Origin of the sequence: Streptomyces sp. NPDC093598, from assembly GCF_044764825.1 — a bacterium.
GTDB lineage: Bacteria > Actinomycetota > Actinomycetes > Streptomycetales > Streptomycetaceae > Streptomyces.
The window spans coordinates 1,081,327-1,106,575 of the sequence record NZ_JBIWIV010000001.1 but is presented as its reverse complement, the minus strand read 5'-3'; the positions used below and the strand labels follow the sequence as shown (position 1 = coordinate 1,106,575).

At 72.0% G+C, this 25,249-nt stretch carries 24 protein-coding genes, 1 tRNA gene and 2 pseudogenes; 17 read left to right on the top strand and 10 right to left on the bottom strand.

Going from position 1 to position 25,249, the window contains the following annotated elements:
* The first annotated feature begins 10 nt into the window (after nt 1–10).
* From ACIRDU_RS05105 to ACIRDU_RS05070, 8 genes are all read left to right on the top strand, one after another.
* Nucleotides 11–205, top strand: a complete 195-nt coding sequence (locus tag ACIRDU_RS05105; protein WP_403574569.1) for a hypothetical protein — start codon at nt 11–13, stop codon at nt 203–205.
* Between the two features lies 1 nt (nt 206).
* A complete protein-coding gene (locus tag ACIRDU_RS05100; protein WP_403574566.1) occupies nt 207–398 on the top strand; it encodes a mobile element transfer protein in 192 nt (63 codons plus the stop codon).
* Between the two features lie 9 nt (nt 399–407).
* Complete coding sequence (locus tag ACIRDU_RS05095) at nt 408–563, top strand: hypothetical protein (protein WP_261681695.1); 156 nt, start codon at nt 408–410, stop codon at nt 561–563.
* A 16-nt stretch (nt 564–579) separates the two neighbouring features.
* On the top strand, nt 580–903 hold the full coding sequence (locus tag ACIRDU_RS05090; protein WP_403574563.1) for a SpdD-like protein: 324 nt from the start codon (nt 580–582) through the stop codon (nt 901–903).
* Nucleotides 904–991: 88 nt separating this feature from the next.
* Nucleotides 992–1,177, top strand: a complete 186-nt coding sequence (locus ACIRDU_RS05085; protein WP_402360595.1) for a hypothetical protein — start codon at nt 992–994, stop codon at nt 1,175–1,177.
* Nucleotides 1,170–2,534, top strand: coding sequence for a replication initiator protein RepSA (repSA, locus tag ACIRDU_RS05080; RefSeq protein WP_403574560.1), 1,365 nt, complete (start codon nt 1,170–1,172; stop codon nt 2,532–2,534). The genes ACIRDU_RS05085 and repSA overlap by 8 nt, the downstream gene beginning before the upstream one ends.
* A complete protein-coding gene (locus ACIRDU_RS05075; RefSeq protein WP_030835967.1) occupies nt 2,531–2,728 on the top strand; it encodes an AlpA family transcriptional regulator in 198 nt (65 codons plus the stop codon). Before repSA ends, ACIRDU_RS05075 begins: the two co-directional genes overlap by 4 nt.
* Nucleotides 2,728–4,122 (top strand): tyrosine-type recombinase/integrase, encoded by a 1,395-nt coding sequence (locus ACIRDU_RS05070; protein ID WP_403574557.1) that lies wholly within the window; start codon nt 2,728–2,730, stop codon nt 4,120–4,122. The genes ACIRDU_RS05075 and ACIRDU_RS05070 overlap by 1 nt, the downstream gene beginning before the upstream one ends.
* A gap of 181 nt (nt 4,123–4,303) precedes the next feature.
* Here the strand turns inward: ACIRDU_RS05070 and ACIRDU_RS05065 are convergent.
* Nucleotides 4,304–4,376 (bottom strand) — tRNA-Arg (locus tag ACIRDU_RS05065).
* 320 nt (nt 4,377–4,696) lie between these two features.
* Here ACIRDU_RS05065 and ACIRDU_RS05060 point away from each other — a divergent pair.
* The 5 genes and pseudogenes from ACIRDU_RS05060 to ACIRDU_RS05040 form a co-directional block, all read left to right on the top strand.
* Nucleotides 4,697–6,304, top strand: a complete 1,608-nt coding sequence (locus tag ACIRDU_RS05060) for a dynamin family protein (RefSeq protein ID WP_403574554.1) — start codon at nt 4,697–4,699, stop codon at nt 6,302–6,304.
* A gap of 3 nt (nt 6,305–6,307) precedes the next feature.
* Nucleotides 6,308–8,134, top strand: a complete 1,827-nt coding sequence (locus tag ACIRDU_RS05055) for a GTP-binding protein (protein WP_403574551.1) — start codon at nt 6,308–6,310, stop codon at nt 8,132–8,134.
* Between the two features lie 313 nt (nt 8,135–8,447).
* Entirely contained in the window at nt 8,448–8,924 is a 477-nt protein-coding gene (locus ACIRDU_RS05050; protein ID WP_403574548.1) for a single-stranded DNA-binding protein, read from the top strand.
* A 277-nt stretch (nt 8,925–9,201) separates the two neighbouring features.
* Entirely contained in the window at nt 9,202–10,611 is a 1,410-nt protein-coding gene (locus tag ACIRDU_RS05045; protein WP_403574545.1) for a Cys-Gln thioester bond-forming surface protein, read from the top strand.
* 63 nt (nt 10,612–10,674) lie between these two features.
* Nucleotides 10,675–10,824: pseudogene (locus ACIRDU_RS05040) on the top strand (IS5/IS1182 family transposase); the annotation flags it as partial.
* Between the two features lie 21 nt (nt 10,825–10,845).
* On the opposite strand, the gene ACIRDU_RS05035 reads toward ACIRDU_RS05040, so the two are convergent.
* From ACIRDU_RS05035 to ACIRDU_RS05025, 3 genes and pseudogenes are all read right to left on the bottom strand, one after another.
* Complete coding sequence (locus ACIRDU_RS05035) at nt 10,846–11,361, bottom strand: DinB family protein (protein ID WP_403574543.1); 516 nt, start codon at nt 11,359–11,361, stop codon at nt 10,846–10,848.
* A gap of 293 nt (nt 11,362–11,654) precedes the next feature.
* Entirely contained in the window at nt 11,655–12,017 is a 363-nt protein-coding gene (locus ACIRDU_RS05030) for a DUF4234 domain-containing protein (protein ID WP_403574540.1), read from the bottom strand.
* A 125-nt stretch (nt 12,018–12,142) separates the two neighbouring features.
* Nucleotides 12,143–12,423, bottom strand: a pseudogene (locus ACIRDU_RS05025) (hypothetical protein).
* Between the two features lie 173 nt (nt 12,424–12,596).
* On the opposite strand from ACIRDU_RS05025, the gene ettA reads away from it, so the two are divergent.
* From ettA to ACIRDU_RS05010, 3 genes are read left to right on the top strand one after another with little or no spacing between them, the layout of a single operon-like run.
* The gene (gene ettA, locus ACIRDU_RS05020; protein WP_403574538.1) at nt 12,597–14,261 is read left to right on the top strand and encodes an energy-dependent translational throttle protein EttA; all 1,665 of its coding nucleotides are present in this window, start codon (nt 12,597–12,599) and stop codon (nt 14,259–14,261) included.
* A gap of 6 nt (nt 14,262–14,267) precedes the next feature.
* The gene (locus tag ACIRDU_RS05015; RefSeq protein WP_403574535.1) at nt 14,268–14,681 is read left to right on the top strand and encodes an acyl-CoA thioesterase; all 414 of its coding nucleotides are present in this window, start codon (nt 14,268–14,270) and stop codon (nt 14,679–14,681) included.
* Nucleotides 14,678–15,346, top strand: coding sequence for a hypothetical protein (locus tag ACIRDU_RS05010; RefSeq protein ID WP_403574532.1), 669 nt, complete (start codon nt 14,678–14,680; stop codon nt 15,344–15,346). The genes ACIRDU_RS05015 and ACIRDU_RS05010 overlap by 4 nt, the downstream gene beginning before the upstream one ends.
* Nucleotides 15,347–15,364: 18 nt before the next feature.
* On the opposite strand, the gene ACIRDU_RS05005 is transcribed toward ACIRDU_RS05010, so the two are convergent.
* Nucleotides 15,365–15,778, bottom strand: coding sequence for a globin (locus tag ACIRDU_RS05005; RefSeq protein WP_053671759.1), 414 nt, complete (start codon nt 15,776–15,778; stop codon nt 15,365–15,367).
* Nucleotides 15,779–16,014: 236 nt separating this feature from the next.
* Between ACIRDU_RS05005 and ACIRDU_RS05000 the strand changes: the two genes are divergently transcribed.
* Nucleotides 16,015–16,998: a methyltransferase domain-containing protein gene (locus ACIRDU_RS05000; RefSeq protein WP_403574529.1), complete on the top strand. Its 984-nt coding sequence runs from the start codon at nt 16,015–16,017 to the stop codon at nt 16,996–16,998.
* Nucleotides 16,999–17,004: 6 nt separating this feature from the next.
* On the opposite strand, the gene ACIRDU_RS04995 is transcribed toward ACIRDU_RS05000, so the two are convergent.
* The 5 genes from ACIRDU_RS04995 to ACIRDU_RS04975 form a co-directional block, all read right to left on the bottom strand.
* Entirely contained in the window at nt 17,005–18,354 is a 1,350-nt protein-coding gene (locus ACIRDU_RS04995; protein WP_403574526.1) for an FHA domain-containing protein, read from the bottom strand.
* 32 nt (nt 18,355–18,386) lie between these two features.
* Nucleotides 18,387–19,733, bottom strand: a complete 1,347-nt coding sequence (locus tag ACIRDU_RS04990) for a VWA domain-containing protein (protein WP_403574523.1) — start codon at nt 19,731–19,733, stop codon at nt 18,387–18,389.
* Nucleotides 19,734–19,832: 99 nt separating this feature from the next.
* A complete protein-coding gene (locus tag ACIRDU_RS04985; protein ID WP_403574520.1) occupies nt 19,833–21,251 on the bottom strand; it encodes a PP2C family serine/threonine-protein phosphatase in 1,419 nt (472 codons plus the stop codon).
* Nucleotides 21,252–21,254: 3 nt separating this feature from the next.
* The gene (locus ACIRDU_RS04980; protein WP_403574517.1) at nt 21,255–23,816 is read right to left on the bottom strand and encodes a tetratricopeptide repeat protein; all 2,562 of its coding nucleotides are present in this window, start codon (nt 23,814–23,816) and stop codon (nt 21,255–21,257) included.
* A 17-nt stretch (nt 23,817–23,833) separates the two neighbouring features.
* Nucleotides 23,834–25,171 carry a hypothetical protein gene (locus ACIRDU_RS04975; protein WP_403574514.1) on the bottom strand — a complete coding sequence of 446 codons (1,338 nt, stop codon included), beginning with the start codon at nt 25,169–25,171 and terminating at the stop codon, nt 23,834–23,836.
* Nucleotides 25,172–25,249 lie beyond the last annotated feature (78 nt).

Below are 25,249 nucleotides of genomic sequence, written 5' to 3'. Positions count from 1 at the left end.
GAGACACGCCATGACCAGTGACCCGGCCGACCTGACGGCCGCCGACCACCTCGACGCCGCCCGCGACGTGGCCGCCGCGAACCGGCCCTACCTCGCGCACCTGCTCGCCGAGGAAGCCGCCCGCCGCACCACCGACCCAGCCACCGCCGCCGGCATCCGCGCCGCCTTCCCCGACCCGGCCCTGACCCGAGAGGAGACCGACTGACATGCCCGCCCGCGACCACTTCCACTCCGTGATGCGGATCGGACCCGTGCAGATTGGCACCCACCGCGACCGCAACGGCCAGACCAAGTACGCCGCCGTGTGCACCGCCGACCGCTGCGGCTGGTCCGCCGACTACTCCAGCCAGTCCGCCGCCCAGCTCGCCGCCCGCACCCACCGCTGCCGCGTCCGCTAGGAGGCCGCCATGCAGGTTCCGCTCTGGCTCGCGCTGCTCGTCGTCGGCTACCTCGGCGTCAAGCTCATCCGCCCGCCCGCCTGGCTCATCGCCGTCCTGCTGCTCGGCGGCTTCCTTCTCGCCGACAGCGTCCTGGCCCCCGCCATCGACACCGTCGTCAAGTAGCCAAAGGAGACCGCTGATGTTCCGCCCGAAGATCCCGACCATGCCCACGCCGACTGGCCACGTCACGCCGCCCGCTGTGGTCGAGCCGACCACCATCGTCCCGGCCGCTCAGGTCTCGCAGCCCTCCCCGGCGGCTCCGGCGCCCGCGCCGTCCCGGTCGACGGTCCAGCTCACCCCCGGGACCGCGCTCGCCCTGGTCGGCGGCGGCACCGCCGTGGTCCTGGTCCTCGGCGCCGTCCTGGTCTCCATGCTGCTCGCCGTCGCCATCACCGGCGCCGCGGTCGCCGTCTGCGCCGTCGTCCTGCGCTCGCTCCTCGCCTCGGAGACGAAGCGACGCTGACCGGCCCCCGGAGCGGCCTCAACCGCCAAGTCTCGTCCGCTCCGGGCGCCGTCCCTGTCCGATCTCGCAACCGGAAGGAACACCCAGCATGACGCACCCCACCACACCGACGCCCCGCATCTGCCCGAACTGCGACGGCTTCGCCATCGCCGCCATCACCACCGGCAGCCGCGACCAGCGCGGCCACCTGCCCACGCTCACCATCGCCTGCCGGGCCTGCAACGGCCAGGGCACCGTCCCCGCCCGCCGCGTCCAGGAGGGTGCACGTGTCTGAGCTGCTCGACCCGACCACCCTCCGGGACCTGCTGAGGGTGGCTTCGGCCCCTGACTACCACCGCTGGCACGAGCAGATCCGCCGCACCGGCGGCTGCGCCGACCCCATCCACCTCACCGGCTGGACCCTCACTAAGGACAAGACCACCGGCGAAACCCTGCACCACTACACCAGCGCCAACGAGCCGGGCGGACGCCTTCGCGTCGCCTGCGGCAACCGACGCGCTTCGCGCTGCCCCTCCTGCGCCTGGACCTACGCGGGCGACACCTACCACCTCATCCGCGCGGGCCTGGCCGGAGACGACCGACGCGACATCCCCGCCACCGTCCGCGACCACGCGCGCGTCTTCGCCACGCTCACCGCCCCCTCGTTCGGTCGCGTGCACAACCGGCCCGACCACGGCGCATGCCGCTGCGGCACCCGCCACGCCCCGAACGCCCCGGAACTGGGCACCGCCCTGGACCCGGCGACGTACGACTACGCGGGCGCCGTGCTGTTCAACAACCACGCCGGACAGCTCTGGCAGCGCTTCACCAACCGGCTCCGCCGCGAGATCGCCGCCCGCGCCGGCATCACCCAGCGGGACCTGAAGGAGTGCGTCCGCCTTTCGTACGGCAAGGTCGCCGAGTTCCAGAAACGCGGTGCCCTGCACTTCCACGCCGTCATCCGCATCGACGGCCCCGACGGACCCGAGACCGCCCCGCCGTCCTGGGCCACCGTCGACCTCCTCGCCGACGCAATCCGAGCAGCTGCCGCGCACTCCTACACCTCGGTCTCGGTACCGGCCGCCGAGGACCAGCCCTCCCGCACCTTCCGCTGGGGCACCCAGCTCGACGTCCGGCCGGTGAAGGCCTTCGGTGACGGCTCCGACATCACCGAACAGGCCGTCGCCTCCTACGTCGCCAAGTACGCCACCAAAGCCGCCGAGACCACCGGCACCCTGGACCGCCGCATCGGCGAACTCGCCGAACTCGACCGCCACCAGGTCCCCGACCACACCCGCCGCCTCATCCAGGCCTGCAAGCAGCTCGACCCGCTTTACCCCGACCGGCGCCTATGGGCCTGGGCACACATGCTCGGCTTCCGCGGCCACTTCTCCTCCAAGTCCCGCCGCTACTCCACCACCCTCGGCGCCCTCCGCCAGGCCCGCGCCGACTACCGAGCCGCCCAGGAACACGCCGCCCTCGGCCTGGACGACCGCGAGCCGGACACCGTCCTGGTCCTGGCCGACTGGCAATACGCCGGACACGGCCACACCCCCGGCGAATCCGCCCTCGCGACCACCATCGCCCGCGACCTCCAGCTCAACCGCGAAACCGCCCGCGAAGCCTTGCTCAGCGAAGGGAGCAGTACATGACCACGGCCACCAGATCGCGCACCATGCTCACCCTCGCGGAGGTCTGCGAGGAGCTGGCCGTCTCGCGCTCGACCTTCTACGACTGGCGCGCCAAGCGTCGCGCACCGCGCTGCATCAAGCTCCCGAACGGCGACCTCAGAATCCGGCGGAGCGACCTCGAACACTGGCTCGACGACCGTGAGGACGCCGCCTGATGGAGACGACGTACGACGTGAAGGTCTACAAGATCCTCACCTACAAGGGCGCCCGGAAGACCACCTACACCGTGCGCTGGGTGGTCGCGGGGAAGCGCTGGCGTGAGCCCTTCGACACCGTCGCCCTCGCCGAGGGCTTCCGCTCCGAACTCATCCGGGCCACTGGCAAGGGCGAGGCGTTCGTCATCGCCACCGGACTCCCGGTGTCGCATCGTTCCAAGTCGGCTGCCATGACCTGGTACAAGTTCGCCGTCGAGTACGTGGATGCCCGCTGGGCACAACTCGGCGGCAACAGCCGCAAGAACATCGCCAAGACCCTGACGGCGACCACCATCGCACTGCTGCGGGCCAAGCCCACCCAGTTCGCACCTGCGGCTGTGCGCACCGCCCTGCGTGAGTGGGCGTTCAACACCAACCGACGCCCCGACGCACCCCGAGACGTCGTGGCCATCCTCCGATGGGTCGAGCGGAACTCCCTGCCCGTCTCGGCCTGGGAGGACCCGGAGAAGGTCGACCAAGTCCTGCGCGCCATCGACACGCGCCTCGACGGCAGGCAAGCGGCAGCCTGGTCCCGCAAGCGCAACCGTCGCATCCTCAACGTCGCCATGAAGTACGCGATCCGGCGGCGCATCCTGCGGACCAACCCGCTTCCCAAGGGCAAGGAGTCGACGGCCGCCGTAAAGACCACGAACGCCGTGGACAAACGGTCCCTGCTGAACCCGGAGCAGGCGGCGGCAATCCTCGACTGGATACGGCGCCGGCCACGCGGTGGCGAGCGACTTCACGCCTTCTTCGCCACGCTGTACTACTGCGGTCCCCGGCCCGAGGAAGCCGTAGCGATGCGAGTGGAGGACGTGACCCTGCCCGAGCCAGACGCTGCCGACCAGTGGTGTGAGCTGCTGATCCACACCGCGACCCCCGAGGTCGGAAAGCAGTGGACAGACACGGGGGAGATCCACGAACAACGCGACCTGAAAGGCCGTGCGGAGGGTGAGACCCGCACTGTCCCGGGGCATCCCGCCCTCACGCGCATCCTTCGGCAGCACATCGAGGACGAAGAGCTCAAGCCCGGTGATCTGCTGTTTCAAGGCGAGTCGGGCGGCATCCTCGCCGGTTCCGTCATCCGTCGAGCGTGGCGCACCGCCCGAAAGGCCGTACTGCCCCCGCACGTCTTCGAGTCACCCACCGGACGGCGTGTCTACGACAACCGGAACACCCGCCTGACGAAGTGGCTGAACGACGGGATTCCACCCGCCCAGGTGGCCGAGTGGGCCGGAAACAGTGTTGCCGTGCTCCTGGCGACCTACGCCCGCTGCGTCGAGGGCCAGCTGCCCGACCTGAAGAGGCGGCTCGAAGCTGCCGGAGATCTTCCTGAGCGGCCGTCCGCCGACTGACCTCGCGGCCCGCAGGAACTTCGACACGTATTCGACACGGCCACCCGCAAAAACCCGGTAACAGCCGGACAGCCCCGGAGCACGCCCTTGATCATCAAGGGGACGCCCGGGGCTTCGCCGCGCCGCCCCGCACCCACCCTGACCAGCAAAAAGCCCTCCCCAAAGGGAGGGCGGAGACTTGCGCCCCCGGCAGGACTCGAACCTGCGGCCAAGCGCTTAGAAGGCGCCTGCTCTATCCACTGAGCTACGGGGGCCGGGTGTGGTGGCCTCTGTCGTGGTGCCCTGGTGTGGGCCGATCCGTGACGTTGCCGGGGACAAGGATAGGGCTCCCGCGTCCTTGTCCCTGTTGCTTCGCCTCCGTGGCTCGATGTGGAGGTTCAGTGAAGCGGTCCTGATAATCGCAGGCAGGTACGAATCGTGCATCGCTTTTGGCGTCAGAGGCATCGGGTGTTGTGCACTCGTTATGCCTGGAGTGTGACCGTGTCCCAGTAGTCCCTTCCGTCCCTGTGTTCCGTCGGCGCGCAGACATGCTCATATGCTTCAGAATTCCCCTAAAATTGGGCATTCTTCACATGTGGTGACCTTGGACGTACGGCCTCAGCTGCTCGACGCACTCTCCGCCCTGCGCGACCGTGTCGCCGCCGCACGCTTCCCGCTGCCCCTGGCGGGGGCCCCACGCGCGCGTGCCAACCGCGACGAACTCCTCGCGCAGCTCGACGACTACTTGGTGCCCCGGTTGCGGGATCCCGAAGCACCGCTTCTGGCCGTCGTGGGCGGGTCGACCGGAGCGGGGAAATCGACGCTGGTGAACTCCCTCGTGGGACGGCGGGTCAGCGAGGCGGGTGTGCTGCGGCCGACGACACGCACCCCCGTGCTGGTCTGCCATCCGGAGGACCACCACTGGTTCAGCGGGATGAGGGTGCTGCCCGATCTCACCCGCATCTGGGTGGCCCAGCAGGACTCCACGGACGACCTGCTGCTCCCCGGCGAGGACCCTGCGCGCGTGCTGCGCGTCGAGACCACCGAGACGCTCCCACCCGGCCTCGCCCTCCTCGACGCGCCCGACATCGACTCCCTGGTCTCCGACAACCGCGTCCTGGCCGCCGAACTCATCTGCGCCGCCGACATCTGGGTCATGGTCACCACGGCCGCCCGCTACGCCGACGCCGTCCCCTGGCACATGCTGCGCACCGCCAAGGAGTACGACGTCACCCTCGTGACGGTCCTCGACCGCGTGCCCCACCAGGTCGTCAACGAGGTCTCGCGGCAGTACGGGGCCCTGCTCACCAAGGCCGGACTCGGCGAAGTGCCGCGCTTCACCGTGCCCGAACTGCCCGAGTCCGCCTGGGGCGGCGGACTCCTGCCCGCCTCCGCCGTAGCGCAACTGCGCACCTGGCTGATCCACCAGGCCCAGGACCCCGCGGCCCGCCAGCACGTCCTCGCCCGCACGGCGTACGGCGTCCTCGACTCCCTCAAGTCCCGGATGCCCGAGCTGGCCGGTGCCGCCGCCGCGCAGTACGCCGCCGCGCTGCGGCTCACCTCAGCCGTCGAGGGAGCGTACGACAGCGAGTACACGCGCGTGCGGGGCCGGTTGCAGAACGGGGCGGTCCTCGCCGGGGACGCTCTCAAGCGGTGGCGCGCCTTCCCTCTGGACTGCACCGCCGGTGAACTCCTGGACGCGCTCGTGGAGAGCCTCAGCGCGCTGCTGCTGTGCGCCGTCACCGCCGCCGACGAGCGCGTCGAGGACGCCTGGCGGCGCGAACCGGCGTCCGCCGCCCCGGAACTCGCCGCACGCGATTGGGGTGCGGACAGCGCGGAGCACCGCATCGGGCTCGCCGTACGGCGCTGGCGGCGGGAGCTCGAGGAGCACGCCGAGGAGGAGGTGCGCGAACTCGACCGCAACCTCGCACCGGATTCCGAGGTGGTCGCCGCCCTGGTCGCCACCTCCCTGCTGGGCGGCCGCCGAGGCCGGATGGCCGGGGAGGGGCTCGCCGAGCGGATCGGCGCCCACGGCGCGCTGCGGCTGCGCGACCGAGCCGGACGGCTGCTCACCCGGCACGTGGACCGGGTCCTGCACGCCGAACGCGAGCGCCGCCTCGCCCCGCTCGACGCGCTCGACGTCCACCCCGAGCCCCAGGCCGAACTCATCGCCGCGCTGTCCGTACTGCAGAAGGAGAGGTGACCGGTGACCGCCGTCACTGACCAGGACCCCACCGAGCACGCCGATCAGCCGGACGACCGCACCGGCAAGGCGGGGACCGCCGGGGGCCCCTCCCGGGGTGCCTCGGACGGCGAGCGCGCGGCGCGCAGCGACTCCGCGGAGGCCTGGGACGACGGGCTCATCGCGCGCCGGGTCAACGAGACAGCCGAAGGAGACCGGTTCCCCATGACGGACAACCGCTCTGCCGCCCCGCCGACGGTGACCCCCCTGGTGTACGAGGGGTCGTTGCGCTCCCGGCTCGAGTCGCTGCGCGAACTGGTGGGGCTGTCCCGCACCCGGCTCGACAGCCGGACGTTGTCGGAGGCCGGCCGGGTGCTCGACGAGGCGTCCGCGCGGCGCAGGCTGTCCGGGCAGCACACCGTCGTCGCCATCGCGGGCGCCACCGGCAGCGGCAAGTCGCAGCTGTTCAACGCCCTCGCGGGGGTGACGATCTCGGAGACGGGCGTACGCCGTCCCACCACCGCCGCGCCCATCGCGTGCAGTTGGAGCGACGGGGCGGCCGGTCTCATCGAACGGCTCGGGATTCCGCCCCGGCTGCGCCGCCGGCCGCTGCCGACCGGGGACGGGGAGTCACCGCTGCGCGGACTCGTCCTGATCGACCTGCCCGACCACGACTCCGCGGCCGTACAGCACCGCGAACACGTGGACCGCATCCTGGCGCTCGTCGACGCGGTCATCTGGGTCGTCGATCCGGAGAAGTACGCCGACGCCGTCCTCCACGAGCGCTATCTGCGGCCGATGGCGGCCCACGCCGAGGTCATGTTCGTGGTCCTCAACCAGATCGACCGGCTGCCCGGGGAGGCCGCCGAGCAGGTCCTCGACGATCTGCGGCGGCTCCTCGACGAGGACGGCATCGCCCTCGGCGAGTACGGCGAACCGGGCACGACCGTGCTCGCGTTGTCCGCGCTCACCGGAGACGGCGTCGGAGAACTGCGCGAGGCGCTCGGCCAGTTCGTGTCGGAGCGGGGGGCGCCTGCCCGGCGCATCTCGGCCGACGTCGACATCGCGGCGGCGCGGCTGTGGCCCGTCTACGCCACCCAGCGGCGGACCGGGCTGAGCGAACAGGCCCGGGAGGAGTTCTCCGACCGGCTCGCGGACGCGGTGGGCGCCACGGCGGCGGGGGAGGCGGCCGAGCGCGCGTGGCTGCGCAACGCCAACCGCGCCTGCGGTACGCCCTGGCTGCGGCTGTGGCGCTGGTACCAGGACCGCGGCGAGCCCACCACGGGCCGGCTCCCCTCACGCACGCAGGCCGACGAGGAGGCCACCGCCCGTCAGCGGGTCGAGCAGGCGGTGCGGACCGTCGCCGACCGGGCCTCGGCCGGGCTTCCCGCGCCCTGGGCGCAGGCGGTGCGCGAGGCGGCCGTCCGCGGGTCCCAGGGGCTCCCGGAGGCGCTGGACGAGCTGACCGCGCGGGCGGGCGTGCCGACGGGGCGGCCGCCGCGGCCGGGGTGGTGGCCGGTGGCCGTACTGATCCAGGCATCCATGACGATCCTGCAGTTCCTGGGCGGGCTGTGGCTGCTGGGGCAGATCGTGGGGGTCATGTCGCCGAACCTGGGCGTGCCGGTGCTGCTGATGGTGATCGGCATCGTCGGCGGCCCGCTCATCGAGTGGAGCTGCCGGATGGCGGCCCGCGGCCCGGCCCGGCGCTACGGCCTGGAGGCGGAACGCCGGTTGCGGGACGCGGCGGCCGGGTGCGGGAGGGCCCGGGTACTGGATCCGGTGGCGGCGGAGCTGTTGCGGTACCGGGAGGTTCGGGAGCAGTACGGGAGGGTGGTGGGGGTGGGGCGGTGAGGCGTCCGGGTGCGGTGAGGCTACGGCGGTGAGGTGCCGGGTGGGGCGGTGACTTCGGAGGAGGCGGCTGTGACGGGCCGCAGGGGTTGCCGTTGTCGCGGCTCCGGGCCACCCGGCGTCGCCCCCGAGGGTCTCGGTGCACCCGGCGTCACCCCTGTGGGTGGCGGCGTTGTCCACAGGGTCGGGGTGGTCCACAGCGCTCAGCGGGCTCGGCCCGGCGGCGGCAGTCTGGCAGACACAGCCGTACGGGACGGGCCCGTACGCGTGTCGTCCCGGGGCGGGTGCCGTGGTCCGGGTGAGGGAGGGGTTCGCGATGAACGAGACGATGGTGTGCGCGGTCGGCAGGGTGGCTACGCAGCCGGTGTACCGGGAGGTGGCGTCCGGCCCGTCGGCGAGGTTCCGGCTGGCGGTGACCGCGCGCTACTGGGACCGCGAGAAGAACACGTGGACGGACGGGCACACCAACTTCTTCACGGTGTGGGCCAACCGCCAGCTGGCCACGAACACGGCCGCGTCGCTGACGGTCGGCGAGCCCGTGATCGTGCAGGGCAGGCTGAAGGTGCGGACCGACGTGCGCGAGGGGCAGAGCTGGACGTCGGCGGACATCGACGCGGTGGCGATCGGCCATGATCTGGCCTGGGGCACCTCGGCCTTCAGGCGTGCGGGCAAGACGGAGGCCGCGCCGGGGCCGGCGCAACCGGAGCCCAACTGGGAGACAACGCCCGGGGATTCCGGAAGCCCTGCGGAGGCGCAGACGCAACGCCACGCGGAGGCAGCCGCGTTGACGTGACGTCAGTCACCGACCCGGACCGCCCGAACTGTGGCTTATCGACAAGTGCGCACCGAACGCCAGAGGTGGATTTGTCGATAGGCCCTGTTCACCTGGGGTCTTGGTGATAACGATTCCGAGTCGGATCACTCGTCCGACCATCTGACCGGCGGGCGGCGTCCACTGCGTCCCTAGGATGCCGGACATGGCTCTCGGGACTCTTGTGTCCGGTGAGGCTTCTGATTCTGCTGGTGGGACCGTCCCCCCACATCAACGGTCCTGCTCGAAGGGGAATTCGGTGTTTGCTTCGTTCTCTGAACTGTTCGTACGCAGGCGAGGGGCGGCCCGCCTCGCCACCGCGACGGTGGTGTCCGGGCTCGTCGCCGCGGGCGGGCTGGCGGGTGCCGGCCGGGCCGCCGCCGACGAGACGACGCAGAGTCAGGGCGGAGCGGCCGCGACGATAGGCGGCCTCAAGACGTACGGCGCGGCCGTGATACACGCCGGCACCGGTGACCAGGAGATCTCGGCGGGCCTGTTCGAGATGTCCGTCGACGGCGGCGGCATGTTGCAGACGTACTGCGTCGACCTCCACAACCCCACCCAGCGGGACGCCAAGTACCACGAGACGCCCTGGAGCGGCACGTCTCTGGGCGCCAACAAGGACGCCGGCAAGATCCGTTGGATCCTGCAGAACTCCTATCCGCAGGTGAACGACCTCGCGGCGCTGGCGCGGAAGGCAGATGTGCGCGGTGCGCTGACCGAGCAGGACGCGGCGGCCGGCACACAGGTGGCGATCTGGCGCTACTCGGACGACGTGTCCGTCGACGCCCTGGACCCGCAGGCCGAGCAGCTCGCGGACTACCTGGAGAAGAGCGCCCGCAATCTGCCCGAGCCCCGGGCCTCGCTCACCCTGGAGCCGCCCGCGGTCTCCGGGCGGCCGGGGGAGCGGCTGGGACCGGTGACAGTGCGTACCAACGCCGGCAGCGCGACGGTCACCCCGCCCGCGGACGCGGCGACGAGCGGGGTGCGCATCGTCGACAAGCAGGGCAAGGCCGTCACCGCCACGTCCGACGGCGGGCAGGTGTTCTTCGACATCCCCGAGGACGCGGCGGCGGGCACGGCGGAACTCACCGTGCAGGCCTCGACCACGGTGCCGGTCGGCCGGGCCTTCGCCTCCGAGAGCCGCAGCCAGACGCAGATCCTGGCCGGCTCCAGCGAGTCGACGGTGTCCGCGACGGCCGGGGCGACGTGGGCGAAGCAGGGGCCGGTCCCGGCGCTGTCGGCGGCGAAGAACTGTGCCGGGGGCGGGGTCGACATCCTCGCGTCCAACAAGGGCGACGAGCCGTTCACCTTCGAACTGGCCGGTCTGGAGCACACCATCGCCGCGGGCGAGTCCCGCACGGTGACGGTCCCGCTCCAGGAGGACCAGGCCTACGACTTCACGATCCACGGCCCCGGCGGCTTCGAGAAGCGCTTCACCGGCATGCTTGACTGCCAGACCCGTGGCAGCGACACCGGCACCACCACCCAGACCCTCAGCGAACCGAGCCCGGCGACGATAGGCGGCACGGCCTCCGACACCAACCTCGCCGAGACGGGCGGCTCGGACATCACACCCCTGATCGCGGGCGTCGCCATCGGCCTGGTCCTGATCGGCGGGGCGACACTGATCGTGCTGCGTCGCAAGGAGGCGACGGCGGGGGACTGAGTCGCAGCCCGGCAAACGCCGCTTCGGCCCCGGACCCCGAGAAGACCTCCGCGGTGCCGGGGACTTGTGACTCCGGGCCAGTGGGGCGACGCCCCGCAGCTCATCCCGGTCATGGCATGCGTCCGTGTCGGTCGGCTCGGCGGAGGCCGCCCTCGCACCCGGCCGGAACGTTGCGGCGGTGACAAGGCGGCAGCGATCCGACTGTGGCTCCGCGCGCAATCCGCCTGACAGGTCTCAGGCGCCGGTCTGTCCGTCGACGAGCTCACGCACGACATCGAGGTGGCCGTTGTGGCGGGACGTCTCCTCAATCAGGTGGAGGATCACCCAACGGAGGTCGACGTGTCGGCCGTCGCCGATGGGACGCTTGGCCGTCGAGTTCAGGTCGTGGTCGGACACCAGGCGACGGTAGCGGGCACTCTGCTCCTCGTACTCGGCAAGAAGCTGGGGCAACGGGATGTCGACTGCTGTCCGCATCTCAGGATCGGGGTCATCGTCGGTCGCCTCGGTGAGCGGCCCCGCGAGCTCCTCGCCAAGGAACATCACCTGGAACCAGTAGTACTCGACCCACCGCAGATGGTTGATCAGCCCGCACAACGTCATCAGGGGTGAACTCGGGAGCGGGGCCTTGCGAGCGTCTTCGGCGGACACGCCCTCACACTTGGCGCGCGCGGTGTCACGGGCGTAGTCCAGGAAGGTGACCAGCTGCGTACGCTCGTCCCATGTAGGAGGCGTGTCGGTTCGTCGAATCATCGCGAGGAGTTTCCCGCAGCTCGGCAGGGTGTCGACCCAATTGATCGGAAGCACCGTCAAGTGCCACAGCGCCGGCTGTACTCGGGAAGAGCCCGGCAGATCCGCCGGTCATGCCCTGGCCTGCGGGCAGGCGCCGCCCCGCCCGTGTGCCTGGGCGTCTTCCTTCGCCATGGCGTCCGACTCGGCCAGACGTCGGTCGCTGAGACCAGTGGCATGCGCAGTTGTCCTCGTCCGGGTGCGCGGTCATGCCGCGTCCGTCTCGGCGGCGTGCACTGGCCGCTCGGGCGATTCGGTCAGGCCGCAAGCGGTACCTGCTCGCCCTCTTCCGCGACCTGGTAGTGGTCCCAGATCTGGTTCAACTCGTGCTGGTAGTAGAGCGGGTACAGGGCAGCCACGATGAAGAGGATGAGGCCGATCCAGGGGTTGCAGCTCCGCTGCATCCCGGCCGCCCGCTGCATGCGGGCGATGCGAAGACCGGTGTTGTAGACCGAGACGAAGGGGGGAACGATCAGCAGCCAGCCGACAGTGAGAGCCAGGAGAGCCATCACCGGATTGACCTCGATCCGCTGATCGAAGTCCCGAGCTTCGCGATTCACTTTGTAGTACCAGACGAGGTGGTAAATGCCCAGCGTGATCAGCGGCCAGATCAGCCACACAAGGAATATGTTGCGGGTTTTTCCAGCGCGACCTGACATGACGCACCTCCCATGAATCCAGTGCATCACGACCAGTCGCCACGCGCGCGTGGTGAGGTTCAGGGCCCTCTCACGGCTGCTGAGCCTCACGTGACCACGACGGCACGAAGCCAAGCGGTGAGTGCGCAGAAGTCGGCCTCATCGAGGCCTTTGGCCGGGTCAACGTGATGAAGCAGCGACGGCCCGGGATGGTCGGCAGCAACCCAAAGGCGGTCCATGGCACTGATCTCGTCTTGGGTTCCCCTGATCGACGGTCGCCGCGGCGTCGGCAGCAGCGGACCGCGGGGTGACCGGACGCCGGCCCGAACGGGATGAGTGGGCCGTCGACGTCGAGGAAGAGGACGGGACGCCCCGCTGCGCCGATCACGGCGGCACGATAACCCGGCGCGGCGGCCGGCGCTGACAGGCGAGTCCCCGCTGCCAACCGCGAAACCCCAGGTCACAGCCCCCCGCCCAGACGCGTTTCCGCCCAGGGGTAGCGGTACGGCAAGATGGGGTGTATCTGCCCACTGTCAGATTCAAGCTGCCGGACGGTTTCTCTTGGCTGAGTTCATTTACACCATGCGCAAGGCGCGCAAAGCGCACGGCGACAAGGTGATCCTCGACGACGTGACGACCAGCTTCCTGCCGGGGGCGAAGATCGGCGTCGTCGGCCCGAACGGCGCCGGCAAGTCGACGATCCTGAAGATCATGGCCGGCATCGAGCAGCCGTCCAATGGTGACGCCTTCCTCACTCCCGGTTACACGGTCGGCATCCTGCTGCAGGAGCCCCCGCTGACCGAGGACAAGACCGTCCTGGAGAACGTCCAGGAGGGTGTCGCCGGGATCAAGGGCAAGCTCGACCGGTTCAACGAGATCGCCGAGCAGATGGCGACCGACTACACCGACGAGCTCATGGAGGAGATGGGCAAGCTCCAGGAGGACCTCGACCACGCCAACGCGTGGGACCTGGACGCCCAGCTGGAGCAGGCCATGGACGCACTGGGCTGCCCGCCCGGCGACTGGCCCGTCACCAACCTGTCCGGTGGTGAGCGCCGCCGCGTCGCGCTGTGCAAGCTGCTGCTGGAGCAGCCCGACCTGCTGCTGCTCGACGAGCCCACCAACCACCTCGACGCCGAGTCGGTGAACTGGCTGGAGCAGCACCTGGCCAAGTACCCGGGCACCGTCGTCGCGGTCACCCACGACCGGTACTTCCTCGACAACGTCGCCCAGTGGATCTGCGAGGTCGACCGCGGTCGCCTCTACCCCTACGAGGGCAACTACTCCAAGTACCTGGAGACCAAGGCCGCCCGCCTCAAGGTCGAGGGCCAGAAGGACGCCAAGCGGCAGAAGCGGCTCAAGGAAGAGCTGGAGTGGGTGCGCTCCAACGCCAAGGGGCGCCAGGCCAAGTCCAAGGCGCGTCTGGCCCGCTACGAGGAGATGGCCGCCGAGGCCGACAAGATGCGGAAGCTGGACTTCGAGGAGATCCAGATCCCGCCGGGCCCGCGCCTGGGCAACGTCGTCGTCGAGGTCAGCAACCTCAGCAAGGGCTTCGGCGAGAAGCTGCTCATCGACGACCTCAGCTTCACGCTGCCGCGTAACGGGATCGTCGGGATCATCGGCCCGAACGGTGCCGGCAAGACCACCCTGTTCAAGATGATCCAGGGCATCGAGGAGCCGGACTCCGGCGCCATCAAGGTCGGCGACACCGTCAAGATCTCCTACGTCGACCAGAGCCGCGAGAACATCGACCCGAAGAAGTCGCTGTGGGCCGTCGTCTCGGACGAGCTGGACTACATCAACGTGGGCCAGGTCGAGATGCCGTCGCGGGCCTACGTCTCCGCGTTCGGGTTCAAGGGGCCGGACCAGCAGAAGCCGGCCGGCGTCCTCTCCGGCGGTGAGCGCAACCGGCTGAACCTCGCGCTCACCCTCAAGCAGGGCGGCAACCTGCTGCTCCTCGACGAGCCGACCAACGACCTCGACGTCGAGACCCTCAGCAGCCTGGAGAACGCGCTGCTGGAGTTCCCGGGTGCGGCCGTGGTCGTCTCCCACGACCGCTGGTTCCTCGACCGGGTGGCCACGCACATCCTCGCCTACGAGGGCGAGTCCAAGTGGTTCTGGTTCGAGGGCAACTTCGAGTCGTACGAGAAGAACAAGATCGAGCGGCTCGGTGCGGACGCCGCGCGTCCGCACCGCGCCACCTACAAGAAGCTGACCCGGGGCTGATCGATCTTGCGGCACATCTACCGCTGCCCGCTGCGCTGGGCGGACATGGACGCGTACGGCCACGTCAACAACGTGGTCTTCCTCCGCTACCTGGAGGAAGCCCGTATCGACTTCCTGTTCCGCCCGGAGAAGGACTTCAAGCAGGGGTCCGTGGTGGCTCGCCATGAGATCGACTACAAGCGGCAGCTCGTCCACCGGCACCACCCGGTGGACATCGAGCTGTGGGTCACCGAGATCAGGGCCGCGTCCTTCACCCTCACCTACGAGGTGAAGGACGACGACCAGGTCTACGTGCGGGCCTCGACGGTGATCGTGCCGTTCGACTTCGAGGCGCAGCGCCCGCGCCGGATCACCGCGGAGGAACGGGAGTTCCTGCGCGAGTACATGGATGACGCCGGGGAGGAGGCCGTCGCGGCATGACGGTCCTCCACCTCGCCGACGAGGGGGAGGCGGCGGATCTCGCGGCCTTCCTCTCCCGGCTGCTCCACTACGACCGCGGGGCCGCGGTGCGGCTGCAGGGCGCGGGCACCGCGCTGGCCGTGTTCGGACGGCCGCCGTCCTTCGAGGTGCTGGCCGTGCGGGCGGTGCGGCTGGCGAAGCCGTACGAGAAGGGGCTCGAGGTCACGCTGGACGTGACCGTCTCCGCCGGAGAGTTCCTGGAGACGGTGGACGAGAAGGCCGGGACCGTCGTCGTGCCGGCTGCGGTGACCGGGCCGCCGTGGGCCGGTGTGCTGCCGCCCCGCGGGGGCTGGCGGGCCGAGCCGGGGCTGCCGGCGCCGGACGCCCTGCGGTCCCTGGTCGCCGGGGTGGTCGCCGAGTTCCGGTCCCGTACGCAGGAGTTGCCCGCCGAGCGGCGGACGCGGGCCGAGCTGGACCGGATCGGGCGGGACGTCTGGTCCCGTACGGTCGGGGACACCCCGCTCCCCGTCCGGGCCGTGCACGCGGCGCAGTCCCTGGGGTTCCTGCGGCCCGGAGTGCCGCCGGCGCTGTTCTCGTCGGGTGCGTGGCTGAGGCTGCGCACGCCGTACGGGTCCATCGCCGTACGGCGTGCCGGGCTCGGGGCGCTGGACGTCAGCGTCCGCTGACCGCCTCTCCGGCGGGCGTCAGCCCGCGGTGTTGACCATCGAGGCCGCCGCGTACGTCAGGTAGTTCCACAGCGTGTGCTCGTGCTCCTCGGACAGGCCGAGCTCCTCGACGGCGACCCGCATGTGCTTCAGCCACGCGTCGTGCGCCGCACGGTCGACCGCGAAGGGCGCGTGCCGCATCCGCAGCCGCGGGTGGCCGCGGTTCTCGCTGTACGTCGTGGGGCCGCCCCAGTACTGGATGAGGAACAGCACGAGCCGCTCCTCGGCGGGGCCCAGGTCCTCCTCGGGGTACATGGGCCGCAGCAGCGGGTCCTCGGCGACTCCCTCGTAGAAACGGTGGACGAGCCGACGGAAGGTCTCCTCCCCGCCGACCTGCTCGTAGAAGGTCTGCTCCTGAAGCGTGCCGCGCCGAATCTCATTCACGCGATCCATGGTCTCAGACGCCCCGGCATAGGACTCAAGACCTAGGGGGTGTCCGCAAAGTCCCGCCTGCCCCGCGACGCCCGGCACGCACTCTCGCCGCACCGGGCGAACACCCGAGTACAACCAGTACGCGGGTGCCCGCCCGGCACGCCGAGAGCACGCACCGAACGCTGCGGGGCCCGCCCTCCGGGCGAACGACGCGACTTTGCGGACACCCCCTAGGACCCTGCCCCTACTGTGGAGACATGGGCGGCTACGCACCCGGCAGGGAACTCGACGGTCTCGCCGCCGCCGCGCGGGCGGCGCTGGTGCGGCGGATCGAGGCGAGCGGGGCCTGGGCGGCCGATCCGGGCTGGCGGGAGGCGTTCGCGGCGGTCCCGCGGCACCTCTTCGTGCCGTACTACTACGTCGGTGTCGCCGGCGGCTACGAACGCCGCTGGGGCGAGAGCGCCACCCCGGAGGCGCGGGAGCGGTGGCTGCGGGGCGCCTACGAGGACACCCCGCTGGCCACCCGGCTGCGCGACGGTGAGCTGCTGTCCTCCAGCAGCCAGCCGTCCCTGATGGCGGACATGCTGACCGCGCTGGGCGTCGCGGAGGGCCACACGGTCCTGGAGATCGGCGCCGGCACCGGCTACAACGCGGCGCTGCTGGCCCACCGGCTGGGCGACGACAACGTCACGACCGTCGACCTCGACCCGGAGATCACTGAGTCCGCCCGCAGGCACCTGGCCGCGGCCGGGTACCACCCCGTCGTCGTCACCGGCGACGGCACCCGGGGCGTGCCGGAGCGCGCGCCGTTCGACCGGATCATCGCCACCTGCGCGCTGAGCACCGTCCCACGGGCCTGGACCGCCCAGAGCCGCCCCGGCGGCCGGATCCTCATGCCGCTGGCCACCGGCCTGATCCTGCTCACGGTGACCGGCGCCGGGCACGCCGAGGGACGCTTCCTGCACACGCCCGCCTACTTCGTGCCGTTGCGCGGCGCCGGCCGGCCCTGGGGCGAGCCGGTCCCGCTGGGCGGGGTGCCGCGCCGGGCCCGGGAGGACGACCTGTTCCGCTTCCTGCTGGCCCTGACCCGCGGCAGCCTCGATCCGCAGGAAGCGCACGCGCTGTGGGAGCAGGAGGGCAGGCCGCAGCGCGAGCGCTACGGCATCACGGTCAGGGGGGAGAGGGAGTGGGCCTGGCTGGACGACCCGGAGGGGCCGTACGCCTGGCCCCTCCCGTCCTGACAGGGCTCAGCCGCGCCGGATCGTGATCGTCGTCCAGGCGCCCACGTGCACCCGGTCGCCGTCCTGGAGCGGTACGGGGACGAACGGCTGGATCGGCTCCTCCGAGCCGTTGACCGTCGTGCCGTTCGTCGAGTTCTGGTCGACGACCGCCCAGCTGCCGTCCGGCTGCTGGACCAGCACCGCGTGCTGGTGCGAGACGCCCGGGTCCTCCGGCGGCGTCGACAGGTCGATGTCGGGGGTGTCGCCGGTGGAGTGCCGGCGGCGGCCGATCGTGAGCTGGTTGCCGGTGAGCCGGCGCTGCTGCTCGGGCGAGTACGCGGGCAGGTTCAGGCCCGCGGCCTCGGGGCCGGAGCGCTGCATCATCGCCATGAAGTAGTCGCGGTCCGGGCCGATGGTCGCGGTCCACGTCGCGGGTCCCTGCGGCGCCTGGGGCTGCTGCGGGAAGCCACCGGGGCCGGGCGGGGCCTGGGTCGCGCCGGGCTGCGGGTAGCCGTAGCCACCGCCCTGGCCGGGGCCGCCGTGGCCGCCCGGGCCGGTGGACGACGGCGGGGAGATCACCCAGTCGTCGTCACCGCCGCCGAAGGACGGACCGCCCTGCTGCGGAGGCCGCTGGGTCTCCTGCGGGAAGCCGGGCGGGGCCGGCGGGCCGGGCTGGTGGAAGGCCTGCGGAGCTCCACCCGGGCCTCCGGGACCACCGGGGCCGCCGGGTCCGGGCGGGGGCGGGACCGGCCGGGAGGGGTCGGCACCGAATCCGGGCGGGCCGGGAGGGCCCCCATGGCCACCGGGGCCCCCATGGCCACCAGGACCGCCGGGGCCACCAGGACCGCCGGGGCCGGGGTAGCCGCCGGGACCGCCCGGGCCGGGGCGGCCGGACGGGTCGCCGCCGAACGGCGGGATCGGCTCGGCCGGACGGTTCATCTGCGAGGGACGGGAGCCCTGGTACTCGTAGGAGTCACCGCCGCCGTACGACGGTGCGGGCGGGCCCTGCCGGCCCGGTGGCTGGAAACGCGCACCCGGGCCGGGCGGCGGGGCCGCGGGGGTGTACGACGTCGCCGTGTTGGTCAGGAAGTTCCACCGGCACTCCTCGCAGAACGGGGCGCCGCCCTCACGGGGCGTACGGCACTGCGGGCAGAGCTCCGGCTCGGCGTTCGGTACGGCGGACAGGTGCGGCGGGCGCCCACCGGGCTGGCCGCCGGGGCCCTGGGGGCCACCCTGGCCGACGGGGGGCGGGAAGCCGTAGCCGCCGGGCGGGGGCGGCGGGGGAGGAGGCGGAGGCACGGCACCCGCCATGCGGTGACCGCAGACCTCGCACCAGTCGTCGGAACCCGACTGGTGTCCGTTCGGGCAGGTCGGCATGTCGGCGCGTCCCTCCTTCGATCTCTTCCAGGTCACTTCTTCACGCGAACAGTCTTGGTGGACCGGGTTTCGAGCGTCATCTCGTCAGCCTCCGCGACCTTCGCCTTCAGTCGCACAGTACCGGTCGCGGCGTCGACCACGTCCACCACCTTCGCAAGCAGTTTCGCAGTATCGGCGTTCCCGGAGGCGCTCGCGAGCTGAACGGCCCGGCCCAGTTTGGCCGTTGCTCCGTCCATATCTCCCGACTTACGAAGATCCAGCCCTTGCTGGATGACTTGCGCCAGTTCGGCCTGGCCGGTGTAGTGGGCGACCTGAGGGTTGATCGACGTCGAGGCGGCCATGTCGTCCGTCCACACCGCCCGCACCAGACCCTGCGCGCCGAGGTTCTGGGCGCTGCCGTCGGGCTGCGGAATGACCAGCGAGATCCGGGCCGCCAGCATCTCCTGCCCGATGTTCGCGGCCGGGACCTCCACGCAGACGTGGTAGTCGCGGGACTCGTCCCCCCAGGAACCAAGGGGATAGTCGCCGGCGCGCGGGCCCGCCTCGGTGCGCCGGCCGGTCAGCTCCTCGACCGTCGGCGCGACCTGCTTGACGAACTTCACGGTCGTGCCGACCGGGGTCCACAGCCGCAGCGAGACGTCCGCGACCTCCTTGCCCATCGCCGTCTCCATCATCCGCGTGAAGTCGGCGGCGAGCCCGGCCGGATCGGCGACGATGTCGGCGGTGCCGAGCAGGGCGGAGGCGATCCCTGTGACTTCTTTCACTTCCCAGTCGGTGCCCACACCGCGCGCGTCACACGTGAAGCGCCCGGCGCACGCGTCGAGCGCGGCCTGCAGGTCCTGGGGCGACTCGTGCTCGTTGCGGCCGTCGGTGAGCAGGATGCCGTGCCGGATCGCGACGTCCGCGGAGGACAGCAGGCGGTCGGCCAGCTTCAGCCAGGTGCCGATGGCGGTGCCGCCGCCCGCGCTGAGCGAGCGCAGCGCCTGCTTGGCCTGCTCGCGGGTGGTGGCGTCGGCGACCGCGACGCGCCCGCCGCCCGGGTAGACCTCCTTCGCCACGTGCGTCCCGCCGATCACCGCGAAGTGCACGCCGTCGCGCAGGGTGTCGATCGCCGCGGCCGTGGCGTCGCGGGCGTTGCGCATCTTGGTCGGCGGGTAGTCCATCGACCCGGAACAGTCGACCATGATCGCCACGGCCGCGGACGGGCCCTGGCCGGGCGAGTAGAGGTGGGGCGCCGCGACCGCGCTGCCGATCGTGCCGCCGCCGGTCGCCGTCACCGTGACGATGGCGTTGACCTCGCCGGCGCCCTCCGGCAGGTACTCGTTCTGGTACACGTCCACCGAGAACTGGGGCACGTTCGACTTCGAGAAATTGGCCATGCCTGCTTCGATCCCCCTCCAAAGCCCCCGCCGCGGCGGGGTGATGACGGTAGGCGGACCGGTCCCCTCCGGCCCGCCGAGGCGTCCCCGTACGTGGCCTCAGGCCGATCCTGCCCCGTGGGGCACGGCCGGGAACGGCACGAGCGCCACTGTTACGTTGTCGTGGCCCCCGCCGTCCAGGGCGTGGCCGACGAGCACCCGGGCGCTGTGCAGCGGATGCGCGGCGGCGTCGAGCGGGACGACCCGGGCCATGTCGTCGGCGGCCTCGGCGTAGTTCCACAGGCCGTCCGTGCAGACCACCACCACGCCGGGCCGGTCCGGCTTGAACGCGGCGGTGTGCGGTTCCAGCTCGTAGGCGTCCGCGCCGAGCCAGCCGGTGATCGCGTGGGCGCGCTCGTCGGCGTAGGCCTCGGCCTCGTTCATCAGGCCCGCGGCGACCATCTGCGCGGCCCACGAGTCGTCCTCGGTGAGCCGGGCGGGGGGAGCGCTGCGGTCGACCGGGACCCAGTAGGCGCGGCTGTCGCCGACCCAGCCGACGATCAGCAGGCCCGACGTCACCACGGCACCGACGATGGTGCACGCGGGGGCGTTCTGGTGGGGAGCCTGCTCGCGGGTCGTGGCGGGTTCCCCGGCGAGCGAGTTGACGGCGCGCGACGCGGCAAGGATCGCGTCGTGCATCGCCTGCTGCGGGTGCGTGCCGCGCGGCAGGGCCGCCAGCAGCGTCTCGCCCGCCGCCTTCGAGGCCGCAGCGGAGGCGTCGTCGGGGCGGGTCGCCGAGGAGACGCCGTCGCAGACGATCGCGACGCAGGCGGGGGAGCCGTCGGGCAGCGCGGTGGTGCCGATGGCGAACGCGTCCTCGTTGCGGTGGTGGCGCAGACCGCGGTCGCTGACCGCGGCCACCGGGCCGGACTCCTGCTCCATGTGGTCCCGTTCGCGCGGCTGGGCGTGGCCGCAGTTCTCGCAGTAGCCGTCGTCGTCCACGCGGCCGGCCCGGCAGGCGACGCAGACCTTGCCGCCGGCGCCCGCGGCCTGGGCCGCCGGCTCGGCGGACACCCGTGGGTCCGGCGCCTGGAGGAGGTACTCGTCGGGCTGTGTCTGGTAGATCTCCGGTGACGCGGCGGGCCCGTCGGGCTGCGGCGGCCGGTCGAACCGCACGCCCGCGGCCGGGGCCGACGGGGCGCTCGGGGGCGGGGGTGTCTCCGGCGGCAGGGGGGAGCCGCCCGAGTCCGTGCCCGGCAGGTCCGTCGGCAGGTGCACCGCCTGCGGGGCACCACCCGCGCCGTCCGGCCCGGGGGCGGGCCAGGCCGCCCCGGCGGGTGGCGCCGACGGGGGACCGGGATACACCCCGGCCGGAGCGCCCTGGGCGGGCACCGAGCCGTTCATGGTGATGGTCGGGTTGTCCTGAGGCCGTGCCGGCACGGCGGACAGGTCGTATCCGCACGCGCCGCAGAAACGGTCACCCGACTCGAGGGGTTCCTCGCAACTCGGGCAGGCGGACAACTGGGGCATCTGCGACATCAACTACACCCACGTCCGGGGGCGGTAACGATTGGCACGTTCCACCAGGTCGATCCTCTCCTCGCCGCCCCGCGCCAGCCGGGCCAGCGTGCGGTACGAGCGTTCCAGACCGAAGCGCAGGCCCCGCTCGTCCAGGCCGCTGCCGAGCAGCGTCCGTCCCCCGGCGGCGGGAGGGGCGGAACCCTGGCCCCCGGAGAGTACCCAGTCCAGCGCGCAACCGAGGACTTCGGCCGACAACTGCTCGCGCCGCGCCGGATCCAGACCGTACGCCTCCAACGCCTCCACCTGCGCCGCGGCGGCCGTCAGATCCTCCAGGAACGCCGCGTCGGACGCGGTCGCCGTGCGCCGGCGCAGCCGCGCCCGGACGGCCGCCACCCGCGCGGCCGTGTAGTGGATGGAGGACTCCGGTACCGACTCCAGCGTCCGCACGGCACCGCGCCGGTCGCCGGTCGCCAGTTGTACGCGGGCCAGGCCGAACGCGGCGCTCACATAGCTCGGGTCGGTGGACCACACCAGCCGGTAGTACTCGGCGGCGTTGTCGAGCTGCCCCAGCACCTCCGCGCACAGGCCCAGCGCGAGCTTCGGCGCGATCTCGCCCGGGAATGCGTCGTAGATGGCGTCGAAGGCGAGCGCGGCGCCCTCATCGTCGCCCGTCACCAGCGCGGCCACACCCCGGTACCAGACCACCCGCCAGTCGTCGGGCCGCTCGCCCTCCAGCGTGACCAGCGTCTGGAGTGCCGCGGCCGGGTCGCCGGTCTCCAGCCGGGCCCGGATCTGCCTGAGGCGCGTCTCGATCGACGGGGCCGGAGCGGCTGCCAGGGCACCGAGCAGTTCCGCGGGCGCCGAGGTCATCAGGCCCGCCAGGAAACCGGCGTTGGGGTCGCTCGGGTCGACGCGGGGGACGGGCAGGGCGAAGGCGGCGGCGGGGGTGTCGACGGGCTTGACGAGGCTGTGCGGGCCCTCGGGCCGCTGCGGGAGCGGCAGGGCGGCACGAGCGCCGGCGCCACCCCGGGCCCGCACCACCCGGGCCCCCAGGCGGGACACCTCGCCGTCGAGTCTCGGGAACAACTCCGTGTCCGTCACCCGCAGTTCCGGTCCGAACAGCGTGGACAGGGCGGGGCGGGCGCGGCCCGTCTGGAGGGAGACGACCTCCCGCAGGACGCCGGTCAGCTGCTCGGTCATCTCCTGCGCGGAGGCGAAGCGGCGGGCCGGGTCGGGATCCGTGGCACGGACCAGGAGCCGGTAGAACGACTCGTACTGCCGGAACACCTCGATGTGGTCCGGGTCGGGCAGGGAGTCGGCGTAGACGTTCGTGTAGCCCTGGAAGTCGAAGGTCATGACGGCGAGGGTGCGGGCGACCGTGTACAGGTCGCTCGCCACCGACGGGCCCGCCTCGGCCACCTCCGGGGCCTGGTAGCCGACCGTGCCGTAGATGGCCGACTCCTCGTCGTCCATCCGGCGCACCGCGCCCATGTCGATCAGCTTGAGCTGGTCCTCGGTCTGGATCGCGTTGTCGACCTTGAAGTCGCAGTACAGCAGGTTCCGGCTGTGGAGGTGCCCGAGCGCCTCCAGCGCCTCGATGCCGTACGCGCAGGCCTGCTCCACCGGCAGCGGGTCGCGCCTGCCCTGCGCGGTGCGGCGGGCGTTGGCGATCTCCTTCAGGGACTTGCCGCCGACGTACTCCATGACGATGTAGCCGTCGAGCGAACCCGTGCGCTGGTCCAGATGCTCCACGAAGTTGTAGATCCGCACGATGTTGGCGTGCTCGATCTCCGCGAGGAAGCGCCGCTCGGAGATCGCCGCGGCCATCGCGTCCTGGTCGCCGGTGTCCAGCAGGCCCTTGAGGACCACCCAGCGGTCCGAGACCGCCCGGTCGACGGCGAGGTAGATCCAGCCCAGGCCGCCGTGCGCCAGACAGCCGACCACCTCGTACTGGCCGTGCACCACGTCCCCGGCCTTCAGCTTCGGCACGAAGGAGTACGGATGGCCGCACTTCGTGCAGAAGCCTTCCGTACGGCCCGGCCGGTCGCCGCGCGCCCGGCCCACCGGGGCGCCGCAGTCGGAGCGCGAGCAGAACCGCTTCCGCTCGGGCACCTCGGGGTTGTCCAGGACCATCTCGCGCGGGTCGGGCCGCGGGATCGGCGGCACCTGCACCAGCCCGGCGCCCAGCCGGCCCCGGGACGCGGAACCGGCGGTCGAGCCGGAGCTGCGCACCGACACCGAGCGGCCCGTCGACTTGCCCGACAGGGACCGCGAGAGGCGCCCCGACACCGAGCGACGGGACTTCGACGACTGGGACGACGTCCGCGCACTGCGGCTGGAGCGGGAACTGCCGCTGCCGGCGGACCCGCGGGAGCCGCCCCTGCCCCCGGCGGTGATGCCGGTGGGAGGCGAACCGACCATGCCTCCCTCGGAGGGGGGACCTCCAGTCGCGACGACCGGGGCGAGACCGCAGGTGTCGCAGTACAGTTCCCCGCCGCCCACGTCCTCGTAGCTGCCGCCGCAGGCGGGGCGCTGGCAGGTGCGCCCGGACACGCCCGGTGGCTCCTGCGGTGCCTGACTCATGGACTCCCCCTCGTCACTCATGCCCCCGGCCCCCTCCGGTCGTCCTCGGGCACGCCCTGCCCCGGCACCCGCGGGCCGCCGCCCAGCAGCTCGGCGGCCGCGTGCTGGTAGCGCAGCACCGCCTGCTCGGCGGCGCGCAGGTCGCAGGGGGCGCTCCACAGCATGCGGCGTGCCTTCTCGTACCGCTCCACCAGCAGCGTGTCCTCCGCGAAGCCGTGCCGGGCGACCTTCGCCTTGTACGCGTCCAGCCGGCCGCGCAGCTCGGCGCGGACCGCCAGCGGGGCGGTGACCGCCGTCAACGACTCCCGGGCGCGCAGGAGTTCGTCCTCCGCCTTCTGCTCCAGCGACTCCAGCAGCGGCGACAACCGGTGCCACTGCGCCTGCCTGCGGTACTCGGCGGCCGCCGCCAGCTGCTCCTGGAGCACGGTCGGCGGGCCGCTGACGACCGGCACCTCCGTCGCCGCGATCTTCGCGAGGACTTCTCCGCGTGCGGTGCGCGCCTCGGCGAGCGTGCGGTCCGCGCGGCTGAGGATGTCCCGCAGCCTCACGATCCGCTTCTCGGCGTCCTGCCGAACCGTCAGTACGGCGTCGATCTCGCGGCGGACGTCCTCCAGGGCGCGCGCCTCGCGGTCGTACACCGTCGTGTCCGGCCTGCCGCCGCCCGGCGCCGAACTGCCTTCCGCGGCCAGCCAGAACGCCAGCGGGTCCGAGATCACCTGCTCGCGCAGCTTCGTCAGTATCCGCGTGATGCGTTCCAGGTCGTCGCCGGCCGGGTGCTCGCCGGGGCGCACACCGACCGAGTGCGCGAGCCGGCGGGTGCGCTGGAGTTCCGCCGCGAGCAGATCGATCCGGGCCGGCAGGGCCGACCAGACCGCGTCCGCGGCGACGACCATGTCCAGGCTCGTCGCGTACAGCTCGTTCATCCGGTCGACGAGGGTGCTGAGCGAGTAGCGTTCGCTGAGCTTGGTCGGACCGCCGTGCAGGGTCGGGGCATTGGCCGTCGCCGCGGCGCTGCCCGCGACGGTGACCGAGTCGCCGTTCAGCAGCTCCGTCAGCTCCACCAGGTCCTCGCGGCTGGACCAGCGGCGGCGGGCGCGGATGTCGCGGGCGGTGCGCAGCGCGTCGGTGTACGCGTCGAAGTACGTCCACAGCAGCGTGATCGACGCCTCCGTGGACGTCCAGCGCTCCTGGGTGACGCCGGTGAGCTCGGCGCCCTCCAGGAGTCTGCGGCCCGCGTGGTCCTGGAGGGCGAGGAGCGAGGTCTCGATCGCCTCGTGCTCCGCGCCGAGCCGCGCCAGCGCACGGTCCACCTCGTCCCGGTCCATCACCGGCCCGGTGGATCCCGTGACGCCCATCGATCACCTCTCGCTGCGGTTGTGTGTCGCGTGTCGGCTGTCGTCTTCTGGTGTGGGTCGTCGTCTTCTGGTGTGGGG